Annotated in this window: 21 protein-coding genes; 5 read left to right on the top strand and 16 right to left on the bottom strand. The window is 62.6% G+C overall.

The window, feature by feature from the left end; genetic code table 11:
• Entirely contained in the window at positions 1–1,137 is a 1,137-nt protein-coding gene (locus P3G66_RS27835) for an Mrp/NBP35 family ATP-binding protein (protein WP_003945178.1), read from the top strand.
• Positions 1,138–1,201: 64 nt separating this feature from the next.
• Here the strand turns inward: P3G66_RS27835 and tatB are convergent, their stop codons facing one another.
• The 4 genes from tatB to sigE form a co-directional block, all read right to left on the bottom strand.
• A complete protein-coding gene (tatB, locus tag P3G66_RS27830) occupies positions 1,202–1,594 on the bottom strand; it encodes a Sec-independent protein translocase protein TatB (RefSeq protein WP_003945177.1) in 393 nt (130 codons plus the stop codon).
• A gap of 74 nt (positions 1,595–1,668) precedes the next feature.
• Positions 1,669–3,147, bottom strand: a complete 1,479-nt coding sequence (locus tag P3G66_RS27825) for a trypsin-like peptidase domain-containing protein (protein ID WP_064112472.1) — start codon at positions 3,145–3,147, stop codon at positions 1,669–1,671.
• A 75-nt stretch (positions 3,148–3,222) separates the two neighbouring features.
• Positions 3,223–3,582, bottom strand: coding sequence for a hypothetical protein (locus P3G66_RS27820; RefSeq protein WP_003945180.1), 360 nt, complete (start codon positions 3,580–3,582; stop codon positions 3,223–3,225).
• A gap of 52 nt (positions 3,583–3,634) precedes the next feature.
• Entirely contained in the window at positions 3,635–4,231 is a 597-nt protein-coding gene (gene sigE / locus P3G66_RS27815) for an RNA polymerase sigma factor SigE (protein ID WP_029255812.1), read from the bottom strand.
• Positions 4,232–4,561: 330 nt separating this feature from the next.
• Here sigE and P3G66_RS27810 point away from each other — a divergent pair, with 330 nt between their 5' ends.
• Complete coding sequence (locus P3G66_RS27810; protein ID WP_007736091.1) at positions 4,562–5,197, top strand: O-methyltransferase; 636 nt, start codon at positions 4,562–4,564, stop codon at positions 5,195–5,197.
• On the opposite strand, the gene glgC is transcribed toward P3G66_RS27810, so the two are convergent.
• The gene (gene glgC / locus P3G66_RS27805; protein ID WP_003945185.1) at positions 5,194–6,408 is read right to left on the bottom strand and encodes a glucose-1-phosphate adenylyltransferase; all 1,215 of its coding nucleotides are present in this window, start codon (positions 6,406–6,408) and stop codon (positions 5,194–5,196) included. The two genes, P3G66_RS27810 and glgC, sit on opposite strands and share 4 nt — an antisense overlap.
• A gap of 132 nt (positions 6,409–6,540) precedes the next feature.
• On the opposite strand from glgC, the gene glgA reads away from it, so the two are divergent.
• Positions 6,541–7,713, top strand: a complete 1,173-nt coding sequence (gene glgA, locus P3G66_RS27800) for a glycogen synthase (RefSeq protein WP_064075552.1) — start codon at positions 6,541–6,543, stop codon at positions 7,711–7,713.
• A 6-nt stretch (positions 7,714–7,719) separates the two neighbouring features.
• On the opposite strand, the gene P3G66_RS27795 is transcribed toward glgA, so the two are convergent.
• From P3G66_RS27795 to dapE, 10 genes are all read right to left on the bottom strand, one after another.
• Complete coding sequence (locus tag P3G66_RS27795) at positions 7,720–8,559, bottom strand: putative RNA methyltransferase (protein ID WP_054832111.1); 840 nt, start codon at positions 8,557–8,559, stop codon at positions 7,720–7,722.
• 117 nt (positions 8,560–8,676) lie between these two features.
• The gene (locus tag P3G66_RS27790; RefSeq protein ID WP_003945169.1) at positions 8,677–8,844 is read right to left on the bottom strand and encodes a DUF3117 domain-containing protein; all 168 of its coding nucleotides are present in this window, start codon (positions 8,842–8,844) and stop codon (positions 8,677–8,679) included.
• A 151-nt stretch (positions 8,845–8,995) separates the two neighbouring features.
• On the bottom strand, positions 8,996–9,565 hold the full coding sequence (locus P3G66_RS27785; RefSeq protein WP_030536943.1) for a DNA-3-methyladenine glycosylase I: 570 nt from the start codon (positions 9,563–9,565) through the stop codon (positions 8,996–8,998).
• Entirely contained in the window at positions 9,565–9,942 is a 378-nt protein-coding gene (locus tag P3G66_RS27780; RefSeq protein WP_003945181.1) for a DivIVA domain-containing protein, read from the bottom strand. The genes P3G66_RS27785 and P3G66_RS27780 overlap by 1 nt, the downstream gene beginning before the upstream one ends.
• 32 nt (positions 9,943–9,974) lie before the next feature.
• The gene (locus P3G66_RS27775) at positions 9,975–10,916 is read right to left on the bottom strand and encodes a glucosyl-3-phosphoglycerate synthase (protein WP_019749363.1); all 942 of its coding nucleotides are present in this window, start codon (positions 10,914–10,916) and stop codon (positions 9,975–9,977) included.
• The gene (gene folP / locus P3G66_RS27770; RefSeq protein WP_030536944.1) at positions 10,913–11,812 is read right to left on the bottom strand and encodes a dihydropteroate synthase; all 900 of its coding nucleotides are present in this window, start codon (positions 11,810–11,812) and stop codon (positions 10,913–10,915) included. The genes P3G66_RS27775 and folP overlap by 4 nt, the downstream gene beginning before the upstream one ends.
• A gap of 1,582 nt (positions 11,813–13,394) precedes the next feature.
• Positions 13,395–15,167, bottom strand: a complete 1,773-nt coding sequence (locus P3G66_RS27765) for a long-chain-acyl-CoA synthetase (RefSeq protein WP_003945170.1) — start codon at positions 15,165–15,167, stop codon at positions 13,395–13,397.
• A gap of 112 nt (positions 15,168–15,279) precedes the next feature.
• A complete protein-coding gene (locus P3G66_RS27760; RefSeq protein WP_276117400.1) occupies positions 15,280–15,837 on the bottom strand; it encodes a TIGR00730 family Rossman fold protein in 558 nt (185 codons plus the stop codon).
• Complete coding sequence (locus P3G66_RS27755; RefSeq protein ID WP_003945176.1) at positions 15,831–16,634, bottom strand: TIGR00730 family Rossman fold protein; 804 nt, start codon at positions 16,632–16,634, stop codon at positions 15,831–15,833. The genes P3G66_RS27760 and P3G66_RS27755 overlap by 7 nt, the downstream gene beginning before the upstream one ends.
• A gap of 16 nt (positions 16,635–16,650) precedes the next feature.
• Positions 16,651–17,721 (bottom strand): succinyl-diaminopimelate desuccinylase, encoded by a 1,071-nt coding sequence (gene dapE, locus P3G66_RS27750; RefSeq protein ID WP_030536946.1) that lies wholly within the window; start codon positions 17,719–17,721, stop codon positions 16,651–16,653.
• A gap of 49 nt (positions 17,722–17,770) precedes the next feature.
• Here dapE and dapD point away from each other — a divergent pair, with 49 nt between their 5' ends.
• Both dapD and P3G66_RS27740 read left to right on the top strand, forming a co-directional pair.
• Positions 17,771–18,724, top strand: a complete 954-nt coding sequence (dapD, locus tag P3G66_RS27745; protein ID WP_019749368.1) for a 2,3,4,5-tetrahydropyridine-2,6-dicarboxylate N-succinyltransferase — start codon at positions 17,771–17,773, stop codon at positions 18,722–18,724.
• Positions 18,724–20,106, top strand: coding sequence for an amino acid permease (locus tag P3G66_RS27740; protein ID WP_073513025.1), 1,383 nt, complete (start codon positions 18,724–18,726; stop codon positions 20,104–20,106). The genes dapD and P3G66_RS27740 overlap by 1 nt, the downstream gene beginning before the upstream one ends.
• A 9-nt stretch (positions 20,107–20,115) precedes the next feature.
• Here P3G66_RS27740 and P3G66_RS27735 read toward each other — a convergent pair whose 3' ends face one another.
• Positions 20,116–20,874, bottom strand: coding sequence for an ABC transporter permease (locus P3G66_RS27735; RefSeq protein ID WP_276117399.1), 759 nt, complete (start codon positions 20,872–20,874; stop codon positions 20,116–20,118).
• Positions 20,875–21,021 lie beyond the last annotated feature (147 nt).

The raw sequence follows: 21,021 nt of genomic DNA, 5'->3' as shown, positions 1-21,021 counted from the left end.
ATGTCTGTACTGACCGAGTCCGACGTTCGCTCCGCGCTCGCGCGAGTTCTGGACCCAGAGATCCGCAAACCCATCACCGAACTGGGGATGGTCAAGGGGATCTCCCTCTCCAGTGACAACAGCGTCGACATCGGCATCTATCTCACGACCGCCGGCTGCCCGATGCGCACCGAGATCACCGAACGCGTCACCAAAGCCGTCGCCGACGTCGCCGGGGTCGGTGCGATTCGCGTCGAACTCGACGTCATGGACGACGCTCAGCGAACCGAGCTTCGCAAGTCGCTTCGCGGCGATTCCGCCGAGCCCGTCATCCCGTTCGCCCAGCCAGGTTCACTCACCCGCGTCTACGCCGTGGCCTCCGGTAAGGGCGGAGTCGGAAAGTCCAGCGTGACAGTCAATCTCGCGGCAGCAATGGCCGCGCGCGGACTGTCCGTGGGTGTACTCGACGCGGATATCTACGGCCACTCGATCCCCCGCATGCTCGGCACTGACGCCAAGCCGACTCAGGTCGAGCGCATGATCATGCCGCCCGTCGCCCACGACGTGAAGATGATCTCCATCGCGCAGTTCACCCAGGGCAACACACCTGTCGTCTGGCGCGGACCGATGCTGCACCGCGCGCTCCAGCAGTTCCTCGCCGACGTGTTCTGGGGCGATCTGGACGTGCTGCTGCTCGATCTGCCGCCCGGCACCGGTGACATCGCCATCTCGGTGGCTCAGCTCATCCCGAGCGCCGAGATCCTGGTCGTCACCACACCGCAGCAGGCTGCTGCAGAGGTCGCCGAGCGCGCGGGCGCGATCGCCCTGCAGACCCGCCAGCGCGTCGCCGGCGTCGTCGAGAACATGTCGTGGCTCGAACTTCCCGACGGCACCCGTATGGACGTCTTCGGCGAAGGCGGCGGGCAGACCGTCTCCGATCGCCTCACGAAGGCCGTCGGCGCCAAGGTTCCGCTTCTCGGACAGATCCCGCTGGATCCGTCCGTCCGCGAGGCAGGCGACGCCGGGACGCCGATCGTCCTCAGCGCTCCCGATTCACCCGCAGCCATCGCACTCAAGGACATCGCCGACAAGTTGGCCGTCCGTCAGCGCGGGCTGGCCGGAATGTCGCTCGGTATCAACACGGTTCGCAACCTGTAGAACCCCCTCATACGGAAGGGCGCCTGTCACCGATCGGTGACAGGCGCCCTTGCGTATGTCGAATCTAGGTGGCGTCGAAGTCCACAGGAGGACGTTCGCCGGCGGTGAGTGGCTTGTCCTTCGACAGCGTCTTCGGCTCCTGCACTCCGCTCTGCGGCTTCTTGTCGAAGTTGCCCGTGAAGATGGAGTCGTCGCCGTCGAGGAGGTGCTGGGTGATCACAGCGCGCGGCGTCATTCCGCGCAGCTTGTTCAGATCTGCGAGCGGTTTACGCAGATCCTCGAAATCGGTGCCCAGTTCTTCCTTTAGCTGATTGGAAGCGCCCGAAGCATATTCGCGCACCTGCCTCAGGGATTTCGTGACCCAGGAGACCGCACCAGGAAGCCGCTCAGGTCCCAAGATGACCAGAGCCGCTACGAGGAGGATCATGAACTCGCCCCAACCGATGTTGCCAAACACAGGGTCAGCCTACTGTGTGCTCGCTCGGTGCGCGCATGTCCGGATCAACCTCACAGGAAGATCGCAGGGTCCGATCAGTCCGACACCGGCGTGACCGAAATGTCGACCTGCCGTCCGTCGCGGATCAACTGAACGTTGACAGGCTGATCGACGGTCGTCGCGTTGACCGCAACCACCAATTCGTCGGCGCTTGTCACCGGTCGGTCACCGACCTTGACGATGACGTCACCCTCGACGATCCCCGCACGTTGAGCGGGGCTGCCGTCGCGCACGTTGGCCACCGCAGCACCACTGGTCGCGTCATTGACCGCGGTGCGGGCATTCACGCCGATGTCGGGGTGATGAACCTTGCCGTCACGGATGATGGTCTGAGCCACCTCGGTGACCGTGTCGATCGGAATCGCGAAGCCGAGCCCGACCGAACCACCGGACTCACTGAGCATTGCGGTGTTGATGCCGATGACGCGGGCTTCATCGTCGACGAGCGCACCACCGGAATTGCCGTGATTGATCGCCGCGTCGGTCTGGACGGCGTCGATGACGGCGTTGGTGTCAGTGCCTTCACCCGACAACCGCAGAGGCCGGTTCAGTGCACTGACGATCCCGCGGGTGACAGTCTTGCTCAATCCGAGCGGTGAGCCGACGGCGACGACGTCGTCGCCCACCTGAACATCCTCGGATTTTCCGAGCTGAGCGACCGTCAGATTGTTCGCCGACACCTTGAGCACTGCGAGGTCTGTCTTGACATCACGTCCGACGATCTGGGCGTCGGTCTTGGTTCCGTCGGAGAAGATCACCTGGATCTTCGCGTCCTGAGCGGGCGGAACGGCCGAGGAGATCACGTGGTTGTTGGTGACGATGTATCCCTCACCCGAGATGACCACACCGGAACCCGTGCTGCCCTGGTCACCGACGGCGACCTGAATCGACACCACGGATGGCAGTACCGCGTCGGCGACCTTCGCCACCTGAGACTCCGGCTGTTCCCCACCGCCGGATTGAACGAGCGTGACACGTGAGCTGGTGAGTGAACTGCGATCGGCAGTGATGACAGTGGCAAACAACCCACCGACGAGAGCGATGACAAGCGCCATGCCCGCAAGCGCGGCCAGTGCCGAGGGGGCGACCTTGCGACCGAACAACAGCTCACGCACGTCGAGTTTCTGGGCGGGAGGCAACTGCACCGGCGCCTCGGACTCTGCGGGCTTGCCGAGCGAGACGGCGGATTCAGGATCACGCCACGGATCACGCGGCGGTTCTTCGTCGGGCGTGTTGTTCGCCGTCGCATCGGGATCGCGACCGATCGACTCGGTGGCGTCTGCGGGTCGACCGAACGCTTCGGCCAGAACCGGGTCCGGAGTCCCGATCACGACATCGGAGGACGGAGTCGATCGCGCGGCCACCGGAGTGAACGAGCCCTCGACTCCACTCGGCCGACCGAACACCTGGCGCGAGGCCGGATCGATCTGGGGTCGATAGACCGGACGGGGGTCGAGAACCGGCGCATCTGCCGGTCTGTCCACCGAACCGTTTGCCGAAGAATCCGAACTCACTCCGGAGTGCCCCCTTTTTCCGTCAGTCACATGGTCCAGTATCACTGATCCGCGCCGGGAAGCTGGCGCGCGGCGTCATTTGCGCCAGCGACGGGACAACCTCTTGCTGATGGTGGAGAAGCCGGCGGGTTGATTACCGACGGAACTGTCGGCGTTTTCCGAATTCGGCCCGGTAGTCGGACTGTTGCACGAAGGAATCTGGCTGAGAAGTCCCACCAGGGACAACGGCATCGTCATCTCGCCGCTTCGACGCAGCGCACCACGTGCCTGCTGCTGAGCATCGACGGCCGCAGCGCACTCGGCACAGATCGAGATGTGATGCGAGGCCCGCAAGTAGGCCTGCATTCGGAGTTCTCCGTCGACGTAGGCAGCGATTGCCTCGCTGGCCAGATGTTCGGTCGAACCGAACTGGCGATGTGCCCGCGCCTCCGTCATTCGTCCCTCCAGGTGATTGACCACGTCCCGCTCTGTAGCTCGAACCCGACCGTCAGAAACCGACGAGTTCGGATTCGGCTGCGCGCTGCGCTGCCAGATGATCACGAATCGCCTGTCGCCCACGATGGATACGGCTACGAACCGTTCCGAGCTTCACTCCCAGTGTGGCACCGATTTCCTCGTACGACAGACCTTCGATGTCACAGAGCACGACAGCGGCACGAAATTCAGGTGCGAGTGAGTCCAGTGCGGCTTGCAGACCTGCGTCGAGGCGCGCGTCGTGGTAGATCTGCTCGGGGTCGGGACCGGGCGAGGGAACGCGGTCGTAGTCCTCGGGCAGCGCTTCCATACGGATGCGATTGCGTCGGCGAACCATGTCGAGGAACAGGTTTGTGGTGATGCGGTGCAACCAGCCCTCGAAAGTTCCGGGCTGATAATCGGAGAGCGAGCGGAACACCCGGATGAAGGTGTCCTGCGTCAAGTCCTCGGCATCCTGGGCATCGCCTGACAACCGGTAGGCCAGGCGGTACACCCGGTCACCGTGCTGACGCACGAGTTCGTCCCAAGACGGCATGGAGGACTTCTCACCAGTTGCATCGAACACAGCAGTGCCGATCAATTCGGAATCCACAGCCGATTCCGTCGTCAAAACTTCCGACTCTCGAGGGCGAGGCTCGTCGTTGACCTGGTAAATAAGTTGATCCTCCTGCTCGGGATCGCGTAGTTCGATCACCGCGTTGTCCGAATCACGTGATGCGCGATATTCGGGAGAACCAGCCGATGCTGTGATTTGTTCCCGATCACCGAGCTGCGAAAGATCAACTTGGTAGAAATCGATACCGCCGTGCGATCTTCGATCCGGCGATGTATACACCTTTTCTCATCGCGGTGTGCACGCCATATGAGGAGCCTGAGGGATTCCTGAGAATCCTGGTGACTGCGCGCCTTGCAGCGACAATCCGAACCGCCCGATAACCTCATGAGCGTGACCCACGCCGAACAGATACTCCGCCACGTCGAGGACGTAGTTTCCGAGGACGAGATTTTGACCGCGGCGCGAGATCGAGCGCTGGATCTCGGAGCCCATCCGGTGACGCCCGCCGTCGGTGCGACGCTCGCGATGTTCGCGAGGATGCTCGACGCGAAGACGGCCGTCGAGGTGGGTACCGGAGCCGGCGTGAGCAGCCTGTGGCTTCTGCACGGAATGCGCGACGACGGCGTCCTGACCACGATCGACAGCGAACCCGAACATCAGCGGGCCGCCAAGCTGACCTTCCGCGAAAGCGGAATCGCTCCGGCACGCACTCGCCTGATCAACGGACGGGCTCTCGACGTGCTTCCCCGGCTCGCGGACGGCGGCTACGACCTGGTGTTCGTCGACTGCGCCGCGATCGACCACCCGCACTACGTCCGCGAAGGTGTCCGCCTGCTGCGCTCCGGCGGTGTCATCGTTCTGCACAACGCCCTGGCCGACGGCCGCGTTGCCGACAGCTCCGCGCGCGACGCGACAACGGTTGCGGTCCGAGAAGCGGCAAAGGCCGTGACCGAGGACGAGCGACTCATTCGAGTCCTCCTCCCCCTCGGTGACGGCCTCCTCTGCGCGAGCAAGCTCTAGATCCAGACGCCCTTACCGATGGCGACGACGCCACCCTGACTGACGGCAAATCGTTCGCGGTCACGTTCGAGATCGACGCCGATGATTTCGCCGTCACCGACGACGACGTTCTTGTCGAGGATCGCTCGCCGTACGACGGCACCCTTGCCGATGCGCACACCCGGCATCAGCACGCTGCCCTCGACGGTCGCACCGTCCTCGATCATCACGTTGGAACTGAGTACCGAATTGCGCACGGTCGCCGCGGACAGGATCGACCCCGCACCGACCACCGATTCCTGCGCGAGTCCGCCCTTCACGAACTTTGCGGGCGCGAGATTCTCGGTGGCGCCGCGGATGGGCCAGCGACGGTTGTAGAGATTGAAGATCGGGTGCACCGACACCAGGTCCATGTGAGCGTCGTAGAAGGCGTCGAGGGTACCGACGTCACGCCAGTAGCCGCGGTCTCGATCAGTGGCACCGGGAACGACGTTGTCCTTGAAGTCGTAGACCGACGCCTCACCCGCGGCGACCAAGGCGGGAATGATGTCTCCGCCCATGTCGTGATCGGAATCGGAATTCTCTGAATCAGCGCGGATGGCGTCCACGAGTACCTTGGTGGTGAACACATAGTTACCCATGGACGCGAACGTCGAATTGGGGTCGTCCGGTGTCCCGGGAGGATGGGCGGGCTTTTCCAGGAACTGGGTGATGCGTCCGGACTCGTCACTGTCGATGCAGCCGAAAGCAAAAGCCTCACTTCGCGGTACACGAATACCCGCGACCGTCACGCCTGCCCCGGATTCGATGTGGTGCTGAACCATCTGTTCCGGATCCATCCGGTACACGTGGTCGGCACCGAAAACCACGATGTACTCGGGGTCCTCGTCGTAAACGAGATTGAGCGACTGCAGGATTGCGTCGGCACTGCCGGTGTACCAGCGCGGCCCGAGCCGCTGCTGGGCCGGGACCGGGGTGATGTACTCACCCGCGAACCCGGACAATCGCCACGTCTGCGAAATGTGGCGGTCGAGTGAATGTGACTTGTATTGCGTCAACACACAAATACGCAGATATCCCGCGTTGACAAGGTTGCTCAACACGAAGTCGATAAGTCGATATGCACCTCCGAAGGGCACTGCGGGCTTCGCTCTGTCCGCGGTCAGCGGATACAAGCGTTTGCCCTCGCCCCCGGCGAGCACGATTCCAAGCACATGCGGCTGGCTTCTCACACCGCTAACCTATCCGCACTGGTGAACTCCCGCTAGCGAAGCAGTCCGAGAGGTCCGATCGTGTCCCCCTCCGAACGGTCGGGGATAACGTGATCGGTAGCCGGATCGACCACGGGCGGTTAGGTTTAGCGCGTGCGAGTCGCGATGATGACCAAGGAATACCCGCCGGAGATCTACGGCGGCGCAGGAGTACACGTAACCGAGCTCGTCGCTCAGATGAAACGGCTGTGCGAGGTCGACGTGCACTGCATGGGCGCCCCGCGCGAAGGCGCGATCGTCCACTCTCCCGACCCCGCTCTCGCCGGATCCAACCCGGCCCTGACGACGCTCTCCACCGAACTGCGCATGGCGGACGCCGCGGCCGGTGTCGACATCGTCCACTCCCACACCTGGTACACCGGACTGGCCGGGCATCTCGCGTCGGCTCTCTACGACGTGCCGCACATCCTCACCGCGCACTCACTCGAGCCCAGACGCCCGTGGAAGGCCGAACAGCTAGGCGGCGGCTATCGGATCTCGTCGTGGTCCGAACGCAACGCCGTCGAGCACGCAGACGCGATCATCGCCGTCAGTTCCGGTATGCGACTCGACGTCCTCGACGCGTACCCCGCTGTCGATCCGAGTCGCGTTCACGTAGTCCGCAACGGAATCGACACCGAGGTATGGCATCCCGGGGGATCTGCGCCGGGAGCACAGTCCGCACTCGCGTCGATCGGCGTCGACCCGGCAAAACCCATCGTGGCCTTTGTCGGACGCATCACGAGGCAGAAGGGCGTCGGGCACCTCGTCGCGGCAGCCCACCACTTCGACCCGGAGATTCAGCTCGTGCTGTGCGCCGGCGCTCCCGATACGCCGGAGATCGCCGCCGAGACGGAGAAGGCGGTGGCCGAACTCGCCCGGCACCGGGGCAATGTCTACTGGGTGCGCGAGATGCTCCCGACCGAGCAGATCAGGGAAATACTTTCGGCAGCAACGGTATTCGTCTGCCCTTCGGTGTACGAACCCCTCGGGATCGTCAATCTCGAAGCCATGGCGTGTGAGACCGCCGTGGTCGCTTCCGACGTCGGCGGCATCCCCGAGGTGGTCGCCGACGGCGTCACCGGTCGACTCGTGCACTACAACGCCTACGAGCCGACCGCATTCGAGGAATCGCTCGCGGCCACCGTCAATGCCGTTGTCGCCGACCGAGAAGGCGCCGACGCGATGGGTCGTGCGGGCAGGATCCGTGCGATCGACGAGTTCTCCTGGGCCGAAATCGCCAAGCAGACGCTCGAGGTCTACGCGGACGCCGTCACGAGACGCTGATCCGCGTCAGATCTTGCGATAGGTCGAGACCGTCGCCGACGCGGTGACGGTGCTCGGCTGCGGCAGCTTCGCCACGGCGGCAGCCAGATCGGCGGGCGTCAGGTGTCTCGCCGACGGTCCCATCCCCACCAAGTCGAGGACGTCCTGGTGTGAGAGTGACATCGTGAACTCGACCTCGTCGCTACTCACACGCTCGAAGTATCCGGCCATCGACGATTCGAGACGTTCCACTTTGCGGTCGTCGACCCGGACCATCGCGAGAATGTCGATCAGCTCGCGCAGATGCCTGTCGGTGGGCGTCAGGACCACCAGAACGCCGTCTTCGGCGAGAACTCGATGGGACTGCGGACCGTTACGAGGAGCGAACACACAGAGCACGTGAGAGAGCGCTCCGTCGCGAATGGGTAGTGGTTGCCAGACGTCTGCGACGATCGAACCGATTCTTTCGTGGACCTTCGCGGCACGCCGGGCCGCGAACTTGGACACGTCCAAGGCTATCGCCCGAGAATCAGGCAGCGAATCCACGACGTGTGCGAGGTATTGTCCTGTGCCTGCGCCGATTTCGACGATCCGCGCGGGATCCGACCTCGCCGTCGTCGCGCAGGCTCGGGTGACGGCATCCATCAGCGGGCCGAAGTGGCCGGCGCCGAGCAATCGTGCACGCGCGGCAATCATCTCGGCACTGTCGCCGGTGAACTTCGTGGCACCGCCACTGATCAGGCTCACGTAACCCTGGCGAGCGATATCGAATCGATGTCCGCGGTCGCACTCGGCGGCGCCGTCCACCAATTCCAGATCAGCAGCACACTGCGGGCAGGACAGAAGATCGATCACGGCGGCAAGCATTGATCCGTCCTTTCGGCTACCGGCGGTGCGCACACACTTCAGGCCCCGTACCGAAACGGATACGGAGCCTGCGTGCAATCACGTGCTGTTGTTCGTACTGCTACAACCTGGACCCGACTAGCTGGTGACGTTCGTGAGTTCCACACCGAGCGCTGCAGCTTCATCCGGGGTCAGCTCGACGACGAGGCGTCCGCCACCCTCGAGTGGAACCCGCATGACGATTCCTCGTCCCTCTTTGGTTGCTTCGAGGGGACCGTCCCCGGTCCGGGGCTTCATGGCCGCCATCCTCTGCTCCCTCCAGATCTGCGCTGCATTGCTCTGCGCCTCGACTAACGGTGCGCCCCGCCAACAATCAGCGAGGCTCGTACCCTCCATTGTTCCCTATGGATGCGGGAACCGGGAATCTGAGTCACATTTAGGGGTGTTCAGTCGACCGTCACACCTGCACCGGAACCCAGCAATCAGCCACGTGATCATCGACCATTCCGGTGGCCTGCATGAGCGCATAAGCCGTGGTAGGACCCACAAACTTGAACCCGCGCCGCTTGAGTTCCTTAGCCATGGCAGTCGACTCGGGAGTGACCGCGGGAACCTCTGCAATTGATGTCAGTCTTCTGGTGCGTCGAGGCGGCGAGAACGACCAGAGTAACGAATCGAGGTCCAGATCGGGCGAATTCACGAGCACTCGGGCGTTGGAAATCGTCGCCTCGATCTTCGCGCGATTGCGGACGATCGCGGCATCGGAGAGCAATCTCTCGACATCCGCAACTCCGTACGCTGCGACCTTGTCCGGATCGAACCCGTCGAAGGCTTCGCGGAACGCCTCGCGTTTGCGCAGAATCGTGATCCACGAAAGTCCCGATTGGAATGCTTCGAGGGCGAGTCGTTCGAACAGTTCGTCGCGCCCGTGCAGCGGACGCCCCCACTCCTCGTCGTGATAGTCGCGGTAGAGCGTGTCGCCGGGCGTCTCGACCACCCAGCCGCACCGAACGAGTCCGTCGGCCATCAGCCCTGGGAATCCTTCGATTCGGATACGGTCTCAGGCTCCTCCTGCGATGCTTCGGCCTTGGCCGGAGCATCCGCTTTCACCAGGACCTCAGACCGCTCGTCACGGCCCAGTTGTGCACGCAGAGAATCGATTTCCAACCCGAGGCGATGCAGGGCCCAATCCACTTCACTCGCCTTGTAGCCACGCAGCACCTGCTGAAAACGCAGCGCGTCGACATCCGCCCCGGTGACGTCCTCTGCCGGGAGTACGGTCGCCGTCGTGCCAGGAGGCAGCGGCGGCAGCTCTTCCGAGCGCCCGAACACAGCGCTGGCGGCGAGGAAGATCATCGCGCCGACCAGAGCCATGACAATCAGGTACAGGAGGATCGTCATCATGGACCGATACTCCCATACCCGAGTGTGAGCGGTCAGACCCCCGCGGTGCGCACTATCGAATTCATCGGGGGTCGATCGAGTAGCGAAACCTCGGTGGTCTCGGGCACGAAAGAATCGCCGTCGACCAGGAATTGGGTCAACCCGGCACCCGAATCCTCGATCCCGCACCGCCGGAGCATCGTTCCGATGATCTGCCGGCTCATCACACCGAGGTCGGCGAGCGGCCGGTTGCGATGCTTGCGCACACCGAGATTGACCTGACCGATCGCCGCCAGCCCCAACGTGTCGTACGTGTCGAGCAGAAGGCCGATCTCGACGCCGTAGCCGGGCGCGAACGGGACAGCGGACAGCAGCTCACGGGTGCCCGCGTATTCACCGCCAAGCGGTTGCAGTACCGACGTGAGTTCCGGCCGCAGCGCGGCCAACATGGGCCGCGCAACCAATTCCGTGACTCGCCCGCCGCCGTTGGCATCCTCCGTGCCGCTCACGCGCAGCGGACGGCGGTAGTAGCCCTTCACCAGATGGATGCCGTCAACCGTGAGCAGCGGCCCCAGCAGTTTGGGCACGAACGCCGGATCGGGATTGATGAGATCGGAGTCGACGAATGCGATCAGATCGCCGGTCGTTGCGGCGACCGAACGCCACAGCACCTCACCCTTGCCCGCGGTCGGCGGGATGGACGGGACTGCGCTCTCACGACTGATCACCGTCGCCCCCGCCGCGCGAGCACGCTCGGCGGTACGGTCGGTCGAACCGGAATCGAGAACGATCAACTCGTCGACCAAACCACCGAGCAACGGATGAATGGTGTCGACCACCGCAGCAACGGTGTCCTCTTCGTTGAGCGCGGGCAACACCACCGAGACGGTTCGGCCGCCCTTCGCCCGTTCGAGTTCTGCGACCGTCCAACTCGGATGGTCCCAACTGTTGGCTTCTGCCCATACGCGGGTCGGGCCCGCACCGGTGATACTCATGCCAGACCTCGAACCGTACGTACCGGGGCACGGCGTCCCTGGATCGCGGCCACCATGTCGACGACTCGACGGGTGGACGCCACCTCGTGAACACGGAACACCCGGGCGCCGCCCGCCGCGGCCATTGCTGTCGCTGCCAATGTTCCCTCCAACCTCTCGGAAAGCTCCACACCAAGAGTCTCCCCGATGAAGTCCTTATTACTCAGCGCCATCAGCACTGGCCACCCGGTGTTTACAAGAACGTCCACTTTCCGCAACAACTCGAGCCCGTGGAAGGTGTTCTTACCGAAATCGTGGGTGGGATCGATCAGGATCGCGTCACGCGGAACCCCGAGTGCCAGGGCGCGCTCTGCCGCCGACACGACCTCGGTGACCACATCTGCGACGACGTCGTCGTAGCGGACACGATGCGGGCGGGTGCGCGGAACCGCGCCACCCGTGTGCGAGCAGACGATCCCGGCACCAGTCTCGGCAGCAACCAGGACGAGGTCGGGATCCGCACCCGCCCACGTGTCGTTGATCAGGTCGGCGCCTTCGGCGCGTGCCAGCCGCGCGACGCCGCTCCGCCAGGTGTCGACGCTGATGATCAGCTCGGGGTACTTGGCTCTGATCGCGGCGACGAACGGAACGACTCGCCTGACCTCTTCGTCGGCGTCGACGAGGTCGCCGGGCCCAGCTTTCACTCCCCCGATGTCCACCAGATCGGCGCCCTCGTCGACGGCCCTGTCGACGGCAGCCATCGCTGCCGAATCCGAGAACGTCGCGCCTTGGTCGTAAAAGGAATCGGGAGTGCGGTTGACGATGGCCATCACCAGTGCACGGTCGACCGCGACCGGACGCCCACACAGGGTGGGCGCCGGACCTGGCTGCGCGGTAGAACCGGGTAGTGAAGACATGCCACTCATACTGGCATGACGGAACTCGGTCTAGCCCTTGGGCACCTACCGCATTTGCCGCCAGCAGCAACCCTTAGTCAAGCACGCCACCAACCGTTCATATGCTTAGATCGGCCGAACGAAGGTGGCTGCTATCGAAACGTATTGGAGTTCCTAGTGACATCGTGGCCATGGGTAGTCGTCCCCGGCTTCCTACTTGCGATCGCAGTGAATTTGGACAATAGGAACTTGGGGCCTTATTTTGCCGTCTCCGACCTAATTTTCGGCGATATGCAACCAAATGAAATCAAATGGTACCGAGATGCCAATAGTCGAAATGCAATAATTCGCCGGATTATCTATGCGGCCACTACCGGATTTATCTTAGGTGTCTTGAACATCGACTGGTCCGCAGCACTTGCCGCGGCAACACTCGGCGGCACTCTGCTCATTTGGCCAGCGATGTTCCGTCCACTGCCTTCATATGTGAGTTACAAAGACTGGCAAGTGTTGACATTATGGATTACATACGCTACGTCATATGGAGCATTTGGACTCGCTGGATATTATCTCGATTGGACATCGACTGCACTTACGGGAAAATCATTCAGCGCGTGGGCAATTGAAAACTTGTTCGGAACAATCGTCTCTATTCTAATTGGATCGGGACTAACCTCCTTTGCGCTTCGAAGCAGAGAATCACTTGCCCGAACCTCCCAAGAGCGACGGAATCAAGTTCCGTGAAAACTCCCGACGGGATTCTTAGGTTGACATCAATACCACTCGAGGAACGAATGCGATGGGAATTTCGACAAATATCGAGCCCTCGCAAGACTAAGGCGAAGCTAAACAAAATCTCGGAACATGTGGCCCTCCTACGCCCCAGACTCGGAGAGACAGACAGTTTTCGGCTGGCACAAACTATCAGAGCAATCCTGATCGTGGAGATGCACCAGCGCCGGGTCCTGTTTCGAGGAATGGAGTGGATTGTTTCAATCCCCACACGCCATTTGTTCAATACCAAGGTAACGCGCGGACCACTGCAGATCGCTAACGGTCCCTGGAAATTCGAAGACGCTGTTAAAGTCGCATGTATTCAGCTAAACCCTCTACTGACCATTCGTGACACACAAGAATATTTCACAGCCGTGTCAGTTCAATGGAACGGGAGCAGCCAGCGCCAACCGTGTGCGGAACTAGGATATCGACGAGCGCTCATCATTGCATATGAATCTCAAGATTAGCCTCTAACCGACACTCTACTACACCTCGGAGAGTGCCATGAGCAAGTCGACACCCTCGACATCGAGTCCAGCAGATAGCTCCTTCTCTGAAATTCCATCTATAAGGTAAACCTGGGGATCTCCATATTCTCGATTATGAATCCGCACGAGCATTCCCGAGCGAATCCAGTCGATCAAAACCGCCACACTTTCGATTCCAGTTTCGCGAGTATCAAGATTGGCCCAGCGCAAGTCAGTTACCCTTTTCCGAGAACTGCCGTCATCCTGCAATCTGATTCCGGTAATAATATCACGACTCACCCTCACCTATATCTGATCGCTCCGTAAAGAATTGTCCGAACCCGAACGTCTCGACTGATCTAGCCCTTGGGCACCGAGCCCGCCGCGACCTTTCCGACGTATTCGTCGTACGAGTCCACGTAACCACCCTCGCGGCCTTCGAGAACGTGCAGAGTGTCGGCGCCGACGTCGTAACCCTCGTTGCGCAATTCCACCTTGCGCGACTTGAAAGTGCTGGTGTGTTCGAGTGAGTCGACGATGCGGATGAACAGCGGGACCGCGTAGTTGGGGAGCTTGCCGTAGAGGTGTGCCGCGACTTCACTTCCCTCCAAGCTTTGACCGTCCCGCAGCTTGACCGCCGCCATGCCCGCGCGACCGTCGGTGCCCGGAATCTCGACGCCGTAGACAACTGCTTCCTCGACGGCCGGGTGCGAACTCAGCGCGCCCTCGACCTCCGTGGTGGCGACGTTCTCTCCCTTCCAACGGAAGGTGTCGCCGAGACGGTCGACGAAGGCGACGTGGCCCCATCCCTGCTTGCGCACCAGGTCTCCGGTGTCGAACCAGGTGTCGTCGTCCTTGAATCCGCCGCGTACCAGTTTGCTGTTGCTCGCCGCTTCATCGGTGTAACCGTCGAAAGGCGCCCGGTCGGTGACCTTCGACAGCAGGAGTCCGACCTGACCCGTGGAAACCTTGCGGAGTCGACCGTCGGCTCCACGCAACGCTTTTCCGGTGTCCTCGTCGAACTCCACGACGGCGTGCGGCAACGGGCAGATGCCTGCTGTCTTGTCGACGTTGAGTGCGTTGACGAACGCGATGTTGCATTCGCTCGCACCGTAGAACTCGGCGACGCGGGGTATGCCGAACCGCTGGGTGAATTCGGCCCAGATCTCAGGGCGCAGACCGTTACCCACCATCAGCCGAACAGCATTGTCGCTGTCGGTCGGCTTGACCGGCTGGTTGAGCAGATAGCGGCACAGTTCGCCGATGTAGGTGAACGCGGTCGCCTTGTTGAGTGCGATGTCGTCCCAGAACCGCGAGGCCGAGAACTGACGTCCGATCGCGATCGTCGCACCGGACGCGAGCACCGAGGACAGCGAGACCGTCAACGCGTTGTTGTGGTAGAGCGGCAGGCAGCAGTACAGGGTGTCCGAGCCGCGCAAGCGCACGCCCATCAACCCGAGCCCCGACATCGACTTCAACCAACGGAAGTGAGTCATCAAGCTGGCCTTGGGCATTCCGGTGGTGCCCGAGGTGAAGATGTAGAACGCCTTCTCCTTTGCCAGCACCTCGGCGGTGACCGCGGGGTTGGACGGATCAGCCGTCTTCGCAAGATCCGCGAGTTCGCTGACGAGAAGTTGGTTCGGTCCGCTAAATCCGGCGGGCAACGATTCGAGGGCTTCTTCGCACTCGTCGGCGACCACCAGGACGCGCGCGTCGAGCAGCGTAAGGCTGTGTGCCAGAACGTCGTCGCGCTGGTTGTAGTTCAACATGCCCGCAGCCGCGCCGAGTTTGACGGCGGCCAACGCGATCAGCAGGGCTTCGGGGGTGTTCTTTGCCAGCACTCCGACGACGTCTCCGCGATCGACTCCTCGTCCGCGGAGGACGTCGGCGTAGCGGTTCACCAGTTCGTTGGCCTCCGCGTAACTGGTCGCGTGGCCCTCGAACCGGATGAACGGGCGCGACGGGTGCGCGTGCGCGGCCTTCTGGAAGATCAACCCGATCGATTCCTTGGCCGAAGGCTTACGGGTGAGCCCGGCGGCCCCCCGCGCCAGGATCGGCACCTCGGTGATCATCGACGGCAGTTTTGCCGCCAGATCGAGCAGGCCGACGGTCGAACGGGCTTCCGAACTCATGGCTCCCCTAACACGTATCCGGCGCCCATTCGGCCGCCCAGTCTGCGGCCACCTTACTGCACGGTAATAAAGCCCGCCATGCCCCAGGTCAGGGTTTCACGCACGCGTCTGATCAGGATTTGACGCACGCGTCGAGCGCGGCCTCGACGTCCGTCCTCACCAGCAGAGTGTCCAGCGCCTGACGCCCGACGAAGCCGGTCCCGTCGAGCTTTTTCAACCACTCGAGCAGGCCGGTGAAGTGGCCGACGGGATCGAGCATCACGACAGGTTTCTCGTGCATTCCCAGGTAGCCGGCTGTCCACGTCTCGAACAACTCTTCCAGCGTCCCGATTCCGCCGGGCAGCGTGATGAACGCGTCGGCGTGCTCTTCCATCAGCTTCTTGCGTTCGCGCATGGTGTCCGTGACGATCAGCTCGTCGGCATCGACGTCGGCAACTTCCTTGTGCACCAAGGGCTTCGGGATGACGCCGACGGTCCAGGCACCCGCCGCGCGAGCGGACTCGGCGACAGCGCCCATCATCGACACGTTGCCGCCACCCGAGACCAACTGCCATCCGCGTCGACCGATCGCGGTTCCCACCTCGGCAGCCAACGCCAGGAACGATTCGTCCACCGGACCCGACGCGCAGTAGACGCAGATCGAGTACTTCTTGTCGGAATCGGTCACCATTCTTCTTCTTTCCCCAGATCTGCGGCCTCGTCGACGCCCTTGTCGGCGTTGAGGACGATTCGTACTGCTTCTTCCACACTGTCGGTGACGTGCAGCAAGTTCACGTCACCTTCGGAAATCTTGCCGTCACGCTCGAGGGTGCCGCGGATCCAATCGACGAGTCCGGACCAGTACTCGGTACCGAACAGGACGATCGGGAAGCGCGTGACCTTGTGGGTCTGCACCAGGGTGAGTGCCTCGAACAGCTCGTCGAGTGTTCCGAAGCCACCCGGCAGGCAGATGAATGCCTGGGAGTACTTCACGAACATCGTCTTGCGTGCGAAGAAGTACCGGAAGTTGATTCCGAGATCCACCCACTCGTTGAGTCCCTGCTCGAACGGCAACTCGATGCCGAGGCCGATCGAGTACCCGCCGGCCTCACTGCAACCGCGGTTGGCAGCTTCCATCACTCCTGGCCCACCACCGGTGATGACGGCGTACCCGGCCTCGGCCAACGCCGTTCCCAGCTCGCGCCCGGATTGGTACTCGGGATGATCGACCGTGGTGCGGGCCGAACCGAACACCGTCACCGCACGCGGGACCTCGGCGAGTGCGCCGAAACCTTCGATGAATTCGCTCTGGATACGCAGCACACGCCACGGATCGGTGTGTACCCAATCCGTGGGTCCGCGCTTGTCGAGCAAGCGCTGATCCGTCGTGGTCTTCTCGTCCTTGCGCTTGCGTCGAAGCTGAACCGGCCCGCGGTGCTTGATCGACGAGCTCTGCTTCTTCGAAGCCGAATTCTTCTCTGGTGCCATGCGGCAAGGCTAACGGTCAGGCCGACAGATACTTCCTCAGCACGGCCGCGACGTCGGTGATCTGCTGCACCGGAACGTGCTCGTCGCGCTTGTGCGCGAGGTTCGGATCACCCGGTCCGTAGTTCACGGCAGGAATGCCGAGCGCCGAGAACCTGGACACGTCGGTCCACCCGTACTTCGCACGGAACTGACCACCGGCCGCCTCGATCAGGGCGGCAGCGGACGGGTTCGCCAAGCCGGGCAGCGCGCCAGGCGAGGAGTCGGTGACCTCGAATCCGAGGCCCAGACCGTCGAACACTTCGCGCACGTGCGCCTCGGCTTGTACCTCGCTGCGATCGGGCGCGAATCGGAAATTGACGTCCATCTCGGCTTCGTCCGGGACGACGTTTCCGGCGACGCCACCGGAGATCCGCACCGCCGACAAGCCCTCGCGGTAGCCGCAACCGTCGATGTCGACCGAGCGCGGCTGGTAACTCGACAACCGCTCCAACGCTCCGCCGAACTTGTGAATGGCATTGTCCCCCAGCCAGGACCTGGCCGAATGGGCGCGAGTTCCCGAAGCCGTCAACCGCACCCTCATCGTGCCCTGACACCCGGCCTCGATGAAACCGGCCGTCGGCTCACCGAGAATTGCGACGTCCGCCGCGAGCCATTGCGGGATCTCGCGTTCGATCCGTCCCAGGCCGTTGTACGTTGCGGCGATCTCTTCGCAGTCGTAGAAGACGAGGGTCAGATCGTGGGCCAGGTTCTCGATGGTGGCCGCAAGGTGTAGGAAGACCGCGTCGCCCGACTTCATGTCCACGGTCCCGCAGCCGTGCAGGATGTCGCCGTCACGCCGCGAAGGAACGTTGTCCGCGATCGGCACCGTATCCAGATGTCCGGCGAGCATGACCCGACTGGGCAAACCACGCGACGTACGCGCCAACACGGCATTGCCGTTGCGGATGATCTCGAAGCCCGAAGTCTGCTCACGCAGCGCATCCTCGACAGCCTGCGCGATGACGGATTCGTCGTGCGAGACGCTGGGGATGTCGACCAGGGCGGCCGTCAAGTCGATGGGGTCCGAAGCAAGATCGAGGATGCTCACACGCACCAGCCTAGGCCGGTGCACCCACCACCCAGTAATCTCTAGTCCCGTGAGCGCACAGGGAGCAACAGCAGTAGGTATCGCCAACGTGACCGCGGACGGAACCGTCCTCGACACCTGGTTCCCGGCACCGGAGCTGGGAACATTCGACAAGACCGGTACCGAGAACGTCGAGGGAACAGATATTCCTTCCGATCTTGCACTGCTGGCAGGCACTGATGACGCTCGCGAGGTATCGCAGGTCGTCGTGCGCACCACCATCGCCGATCTCTCCAAGGCGCCGGTCGACGCACATGACGTCTACCTGCGCCTCCATCTCCTCTCGCACCGTCTCGTCGCACCCCACGGTGTCAACCTCGACGGCCAGTTCGGCCTGCTCAGCAACGTCGTGTGGACCAACTTCGGCCCGTGCGCCGTCGAAGGTTTCGAGCAGGTTCGCTCGCGTCTGCGCATCCGCGGCGTCGTGACCGTGTTCAGCGTCGACAAGTTCCCCCGCATGGTCGACTACGTCGTGCCGTCCGGAGTTCGCATCGGTGACGCGGACCGTGTCCGACTCGGTGCACACCTCGCCAGCGGAACGACCGTCATGCACGAGGGCTTCGTCAACTTCAACGCCGGCACCCTCGGCAACTCGATGGTCGAAGGCCGCATCTCCGCGGGCGTCGTCGTCGACGACGGATCCGATGTGGGCGGCGGCGCCTCGATCATGGGCACCCTCTCCGGTGGAGGCAAGGAAACGATCTCCCTCGGCAAGCGCTGCCTCCTCGGCGCAAACGCCGGCCTCGGCATTTCGCTCGGCGACGACTGCGTCCTCGAAGCGGGCCTCTACGTCACCGCCGGCACCAAGGTCACCGGCCCGGACGGAACCGTCGTCAAGGCCAAGGAACTGAGCGGCAAGTCGAACCTTCTCTTCCGTCGTAACTCGGTCTCGGGTGCCGTCGAGGTCGTGCCGTGGAAGGGCACCGGCGTCGAACTGAACGCTGCTTTGCACGCCAACGACTGATGAGTAGCACCGACGTCTCCGACGGAACAACCACTGCTCTCGGCCACGGTCTCAAGGTCCGCCATCTGACGATGATGGGCCTGGGCTCGGCCATCGGCGCCGGCCTGTTCCTCGGAACCGGCGTCGGTATCGCCAAGGCCGGGCCGGCCGTCCTGATCTCCTACATCCTTGCGGGCGCCGTCGTGGTGTTCGTGATGCGCATGCTCGGCGAGATGGGCGCCGCGATCCCGGCCAGCGGTTCCTTCTCTCACTACGCGCGCCTGGGGATCGGCGAGTGGGCCGGCTTCGTGATGGGCTGGCTCTACTGGTTCATGCTGATCATGGTGCTGGGCGCCGAGATCACCGGGGCTTCGGCGATCGTGAACGACTGGGTGCCGTCGATCCCGCAATGGGTTGTCGCCCTGGTTTTCGTGGTGTTCTTCGCCGTGGTGAACCTGGCGAAAGTCAGCAACTTCGGTGAGTTCGAGTTCTGGTTCGCCGCAATCAAAGTCACCGTCATCATCGCCTTCCTCGTCATCGGTGTCCTGCTGGTGTTCGGCATCCTCCCCGATACCGACCCGGTCGGTACGAGCAATCTGTTCGGCCAGGGCGGCTTCATGCCCAACGGGCTGTCCGGCATTGCCGCAGGACTTCTCGTCGTGGCATTCGCCTTCGGTGGGATCGAGATCGTCACCATCGCCGCAGCCGAATCCGAGAATCCGGAACGCTCCATCGCCGTCGCTGTCCGGAGCGTCGTGTGGCGCATCAGCGTCTTCTACATCGGCGCCATCTCGATCATGGTTCTGGTGCTGCCCTGGAACGACCCCGAACTCGAGAGCGGCCCGTTTGTGGCCGTCCTGAACAAGGCGAACATTCCAGGCGTTGCCGGGTTCATGGAACTCGTCGTAGTGGTGGCGTTGCTTTCCGCCTTCAACGCCAACATCTACGGCACCTCTCGCATGGCGTTCTCACTTTCGCGCCGCGGCGACGGACCCGCCTTCATGGCGAAATTGTCGAGCACCGGAGTTCCGACCAATGCCGTTCTGCTGTCGGTGTTCTTCGGCTTCGTCAGCGTCCTGCTCAACTGGCTGCTCCCCGACGACCTGCTCGGCATCCTGCTCAACGCAGTCGGCGCTGCGCTGCTCGTCATCTGGATCTTCATCGTCGTCTCGCATCTGCGACTGCGAAAACAACTCGAAGCGTCGGGCAAGCTGACGGTTCGGATGTGGCTGTTCCCGTATCTGAGCTACGCGACACTCGCGATGCTCGGTGTGTTCGTCGTCCTCATGCTCTTCGACGCCGATGCCCGTGCACAGTTGATCTCGACCACCGTGTTGTTCCTCGTGATCGCGGCATTGGGTTTCCTCAACGCCCGTTGGCGTAAGCAGAATCAGCCCGCCTGATCCGTGTGCCTATGCATCCCGCCTGTTCACGACGACGATGCTGAGACCGAATACGACGAGCACGAAGAGGGCGAAGTAGATCAGGCTGCCCCAGGGTCCCCAGTGGAAATCGACGCCACCGCTGGAACCGAGAAAGTTGTTGGCGTTCATGAACGGCAGGAACGGCATGATCTTCGCGCCGATACTTCCGAACAGGTTGAAAAGATTCTCGATCAGCAAGGGCCACAACAGCAGAAGCGCGATCGCACCTGCAGACTGCCGGAGCAACGCGCCCACTCCGACTGCTAGAACTACGCAGAAGAACGCGTAGATCGGTGTTCCGTAGACGACCCGCCAGTTCTCGTCGCCGGACAGAGTCAAGAATCTTCCGGCGTCACCTGCCGTGGCCTTCGTGAGGGCGAAGGCGCCGAACGACAACACGAGAGTCAGCACCGCTCCGAACCCACCGATGAGGCCCGCTTTGGCGACGAGCACCGAGGCGCGGTTCGGAACTGCCTGGAAGGTGGTGCGGATGGTCCCGAAACGATATTCGCTGGTGATCGCGAGAGCCGCCATGATCATCAGAACCAACACACCGAAGCCGGTCACTCCACTGAGTGCCCCCGAAACTGTCGGCATCATTGCACCGTTGGGGCTGCTGAGCGACGACTTGGCGCTCAGTCCGAAAACGGTAGCGAGTCCCAACCCGAGCACGATGATGATGATCGTGCACCACAGCGGCGACTTGGTCGTGGTGATCTTGATACGTTCAGCACTGAGAACAGCCATTACAGTGCACCTCCCATAGCCTGCTGCGTGTTTGCCTGCTGCGTATTTGCCTGCTGCGTATTTGCGTGGTGTGCACCGACACCCGGATCGACACCGGATGCGTGGTACTGGACATCGTCCCCGGTCAACTTCATGAACGCATCCTCG

Origin of the sequence: Rhodococcus sp. C3V (assembly GCF_029269915.1) — a bacterium.
Lineage (GTDB): Bacteria > Actinomycetota > Actinomycetes > Mycobacteriales > Mycobacteriaceae > Rhodococcus_F > Rhodococcus_F qingshengii.
This window is presented reverse-complemented; position numbering and strand designations above follow the sequence as displayed.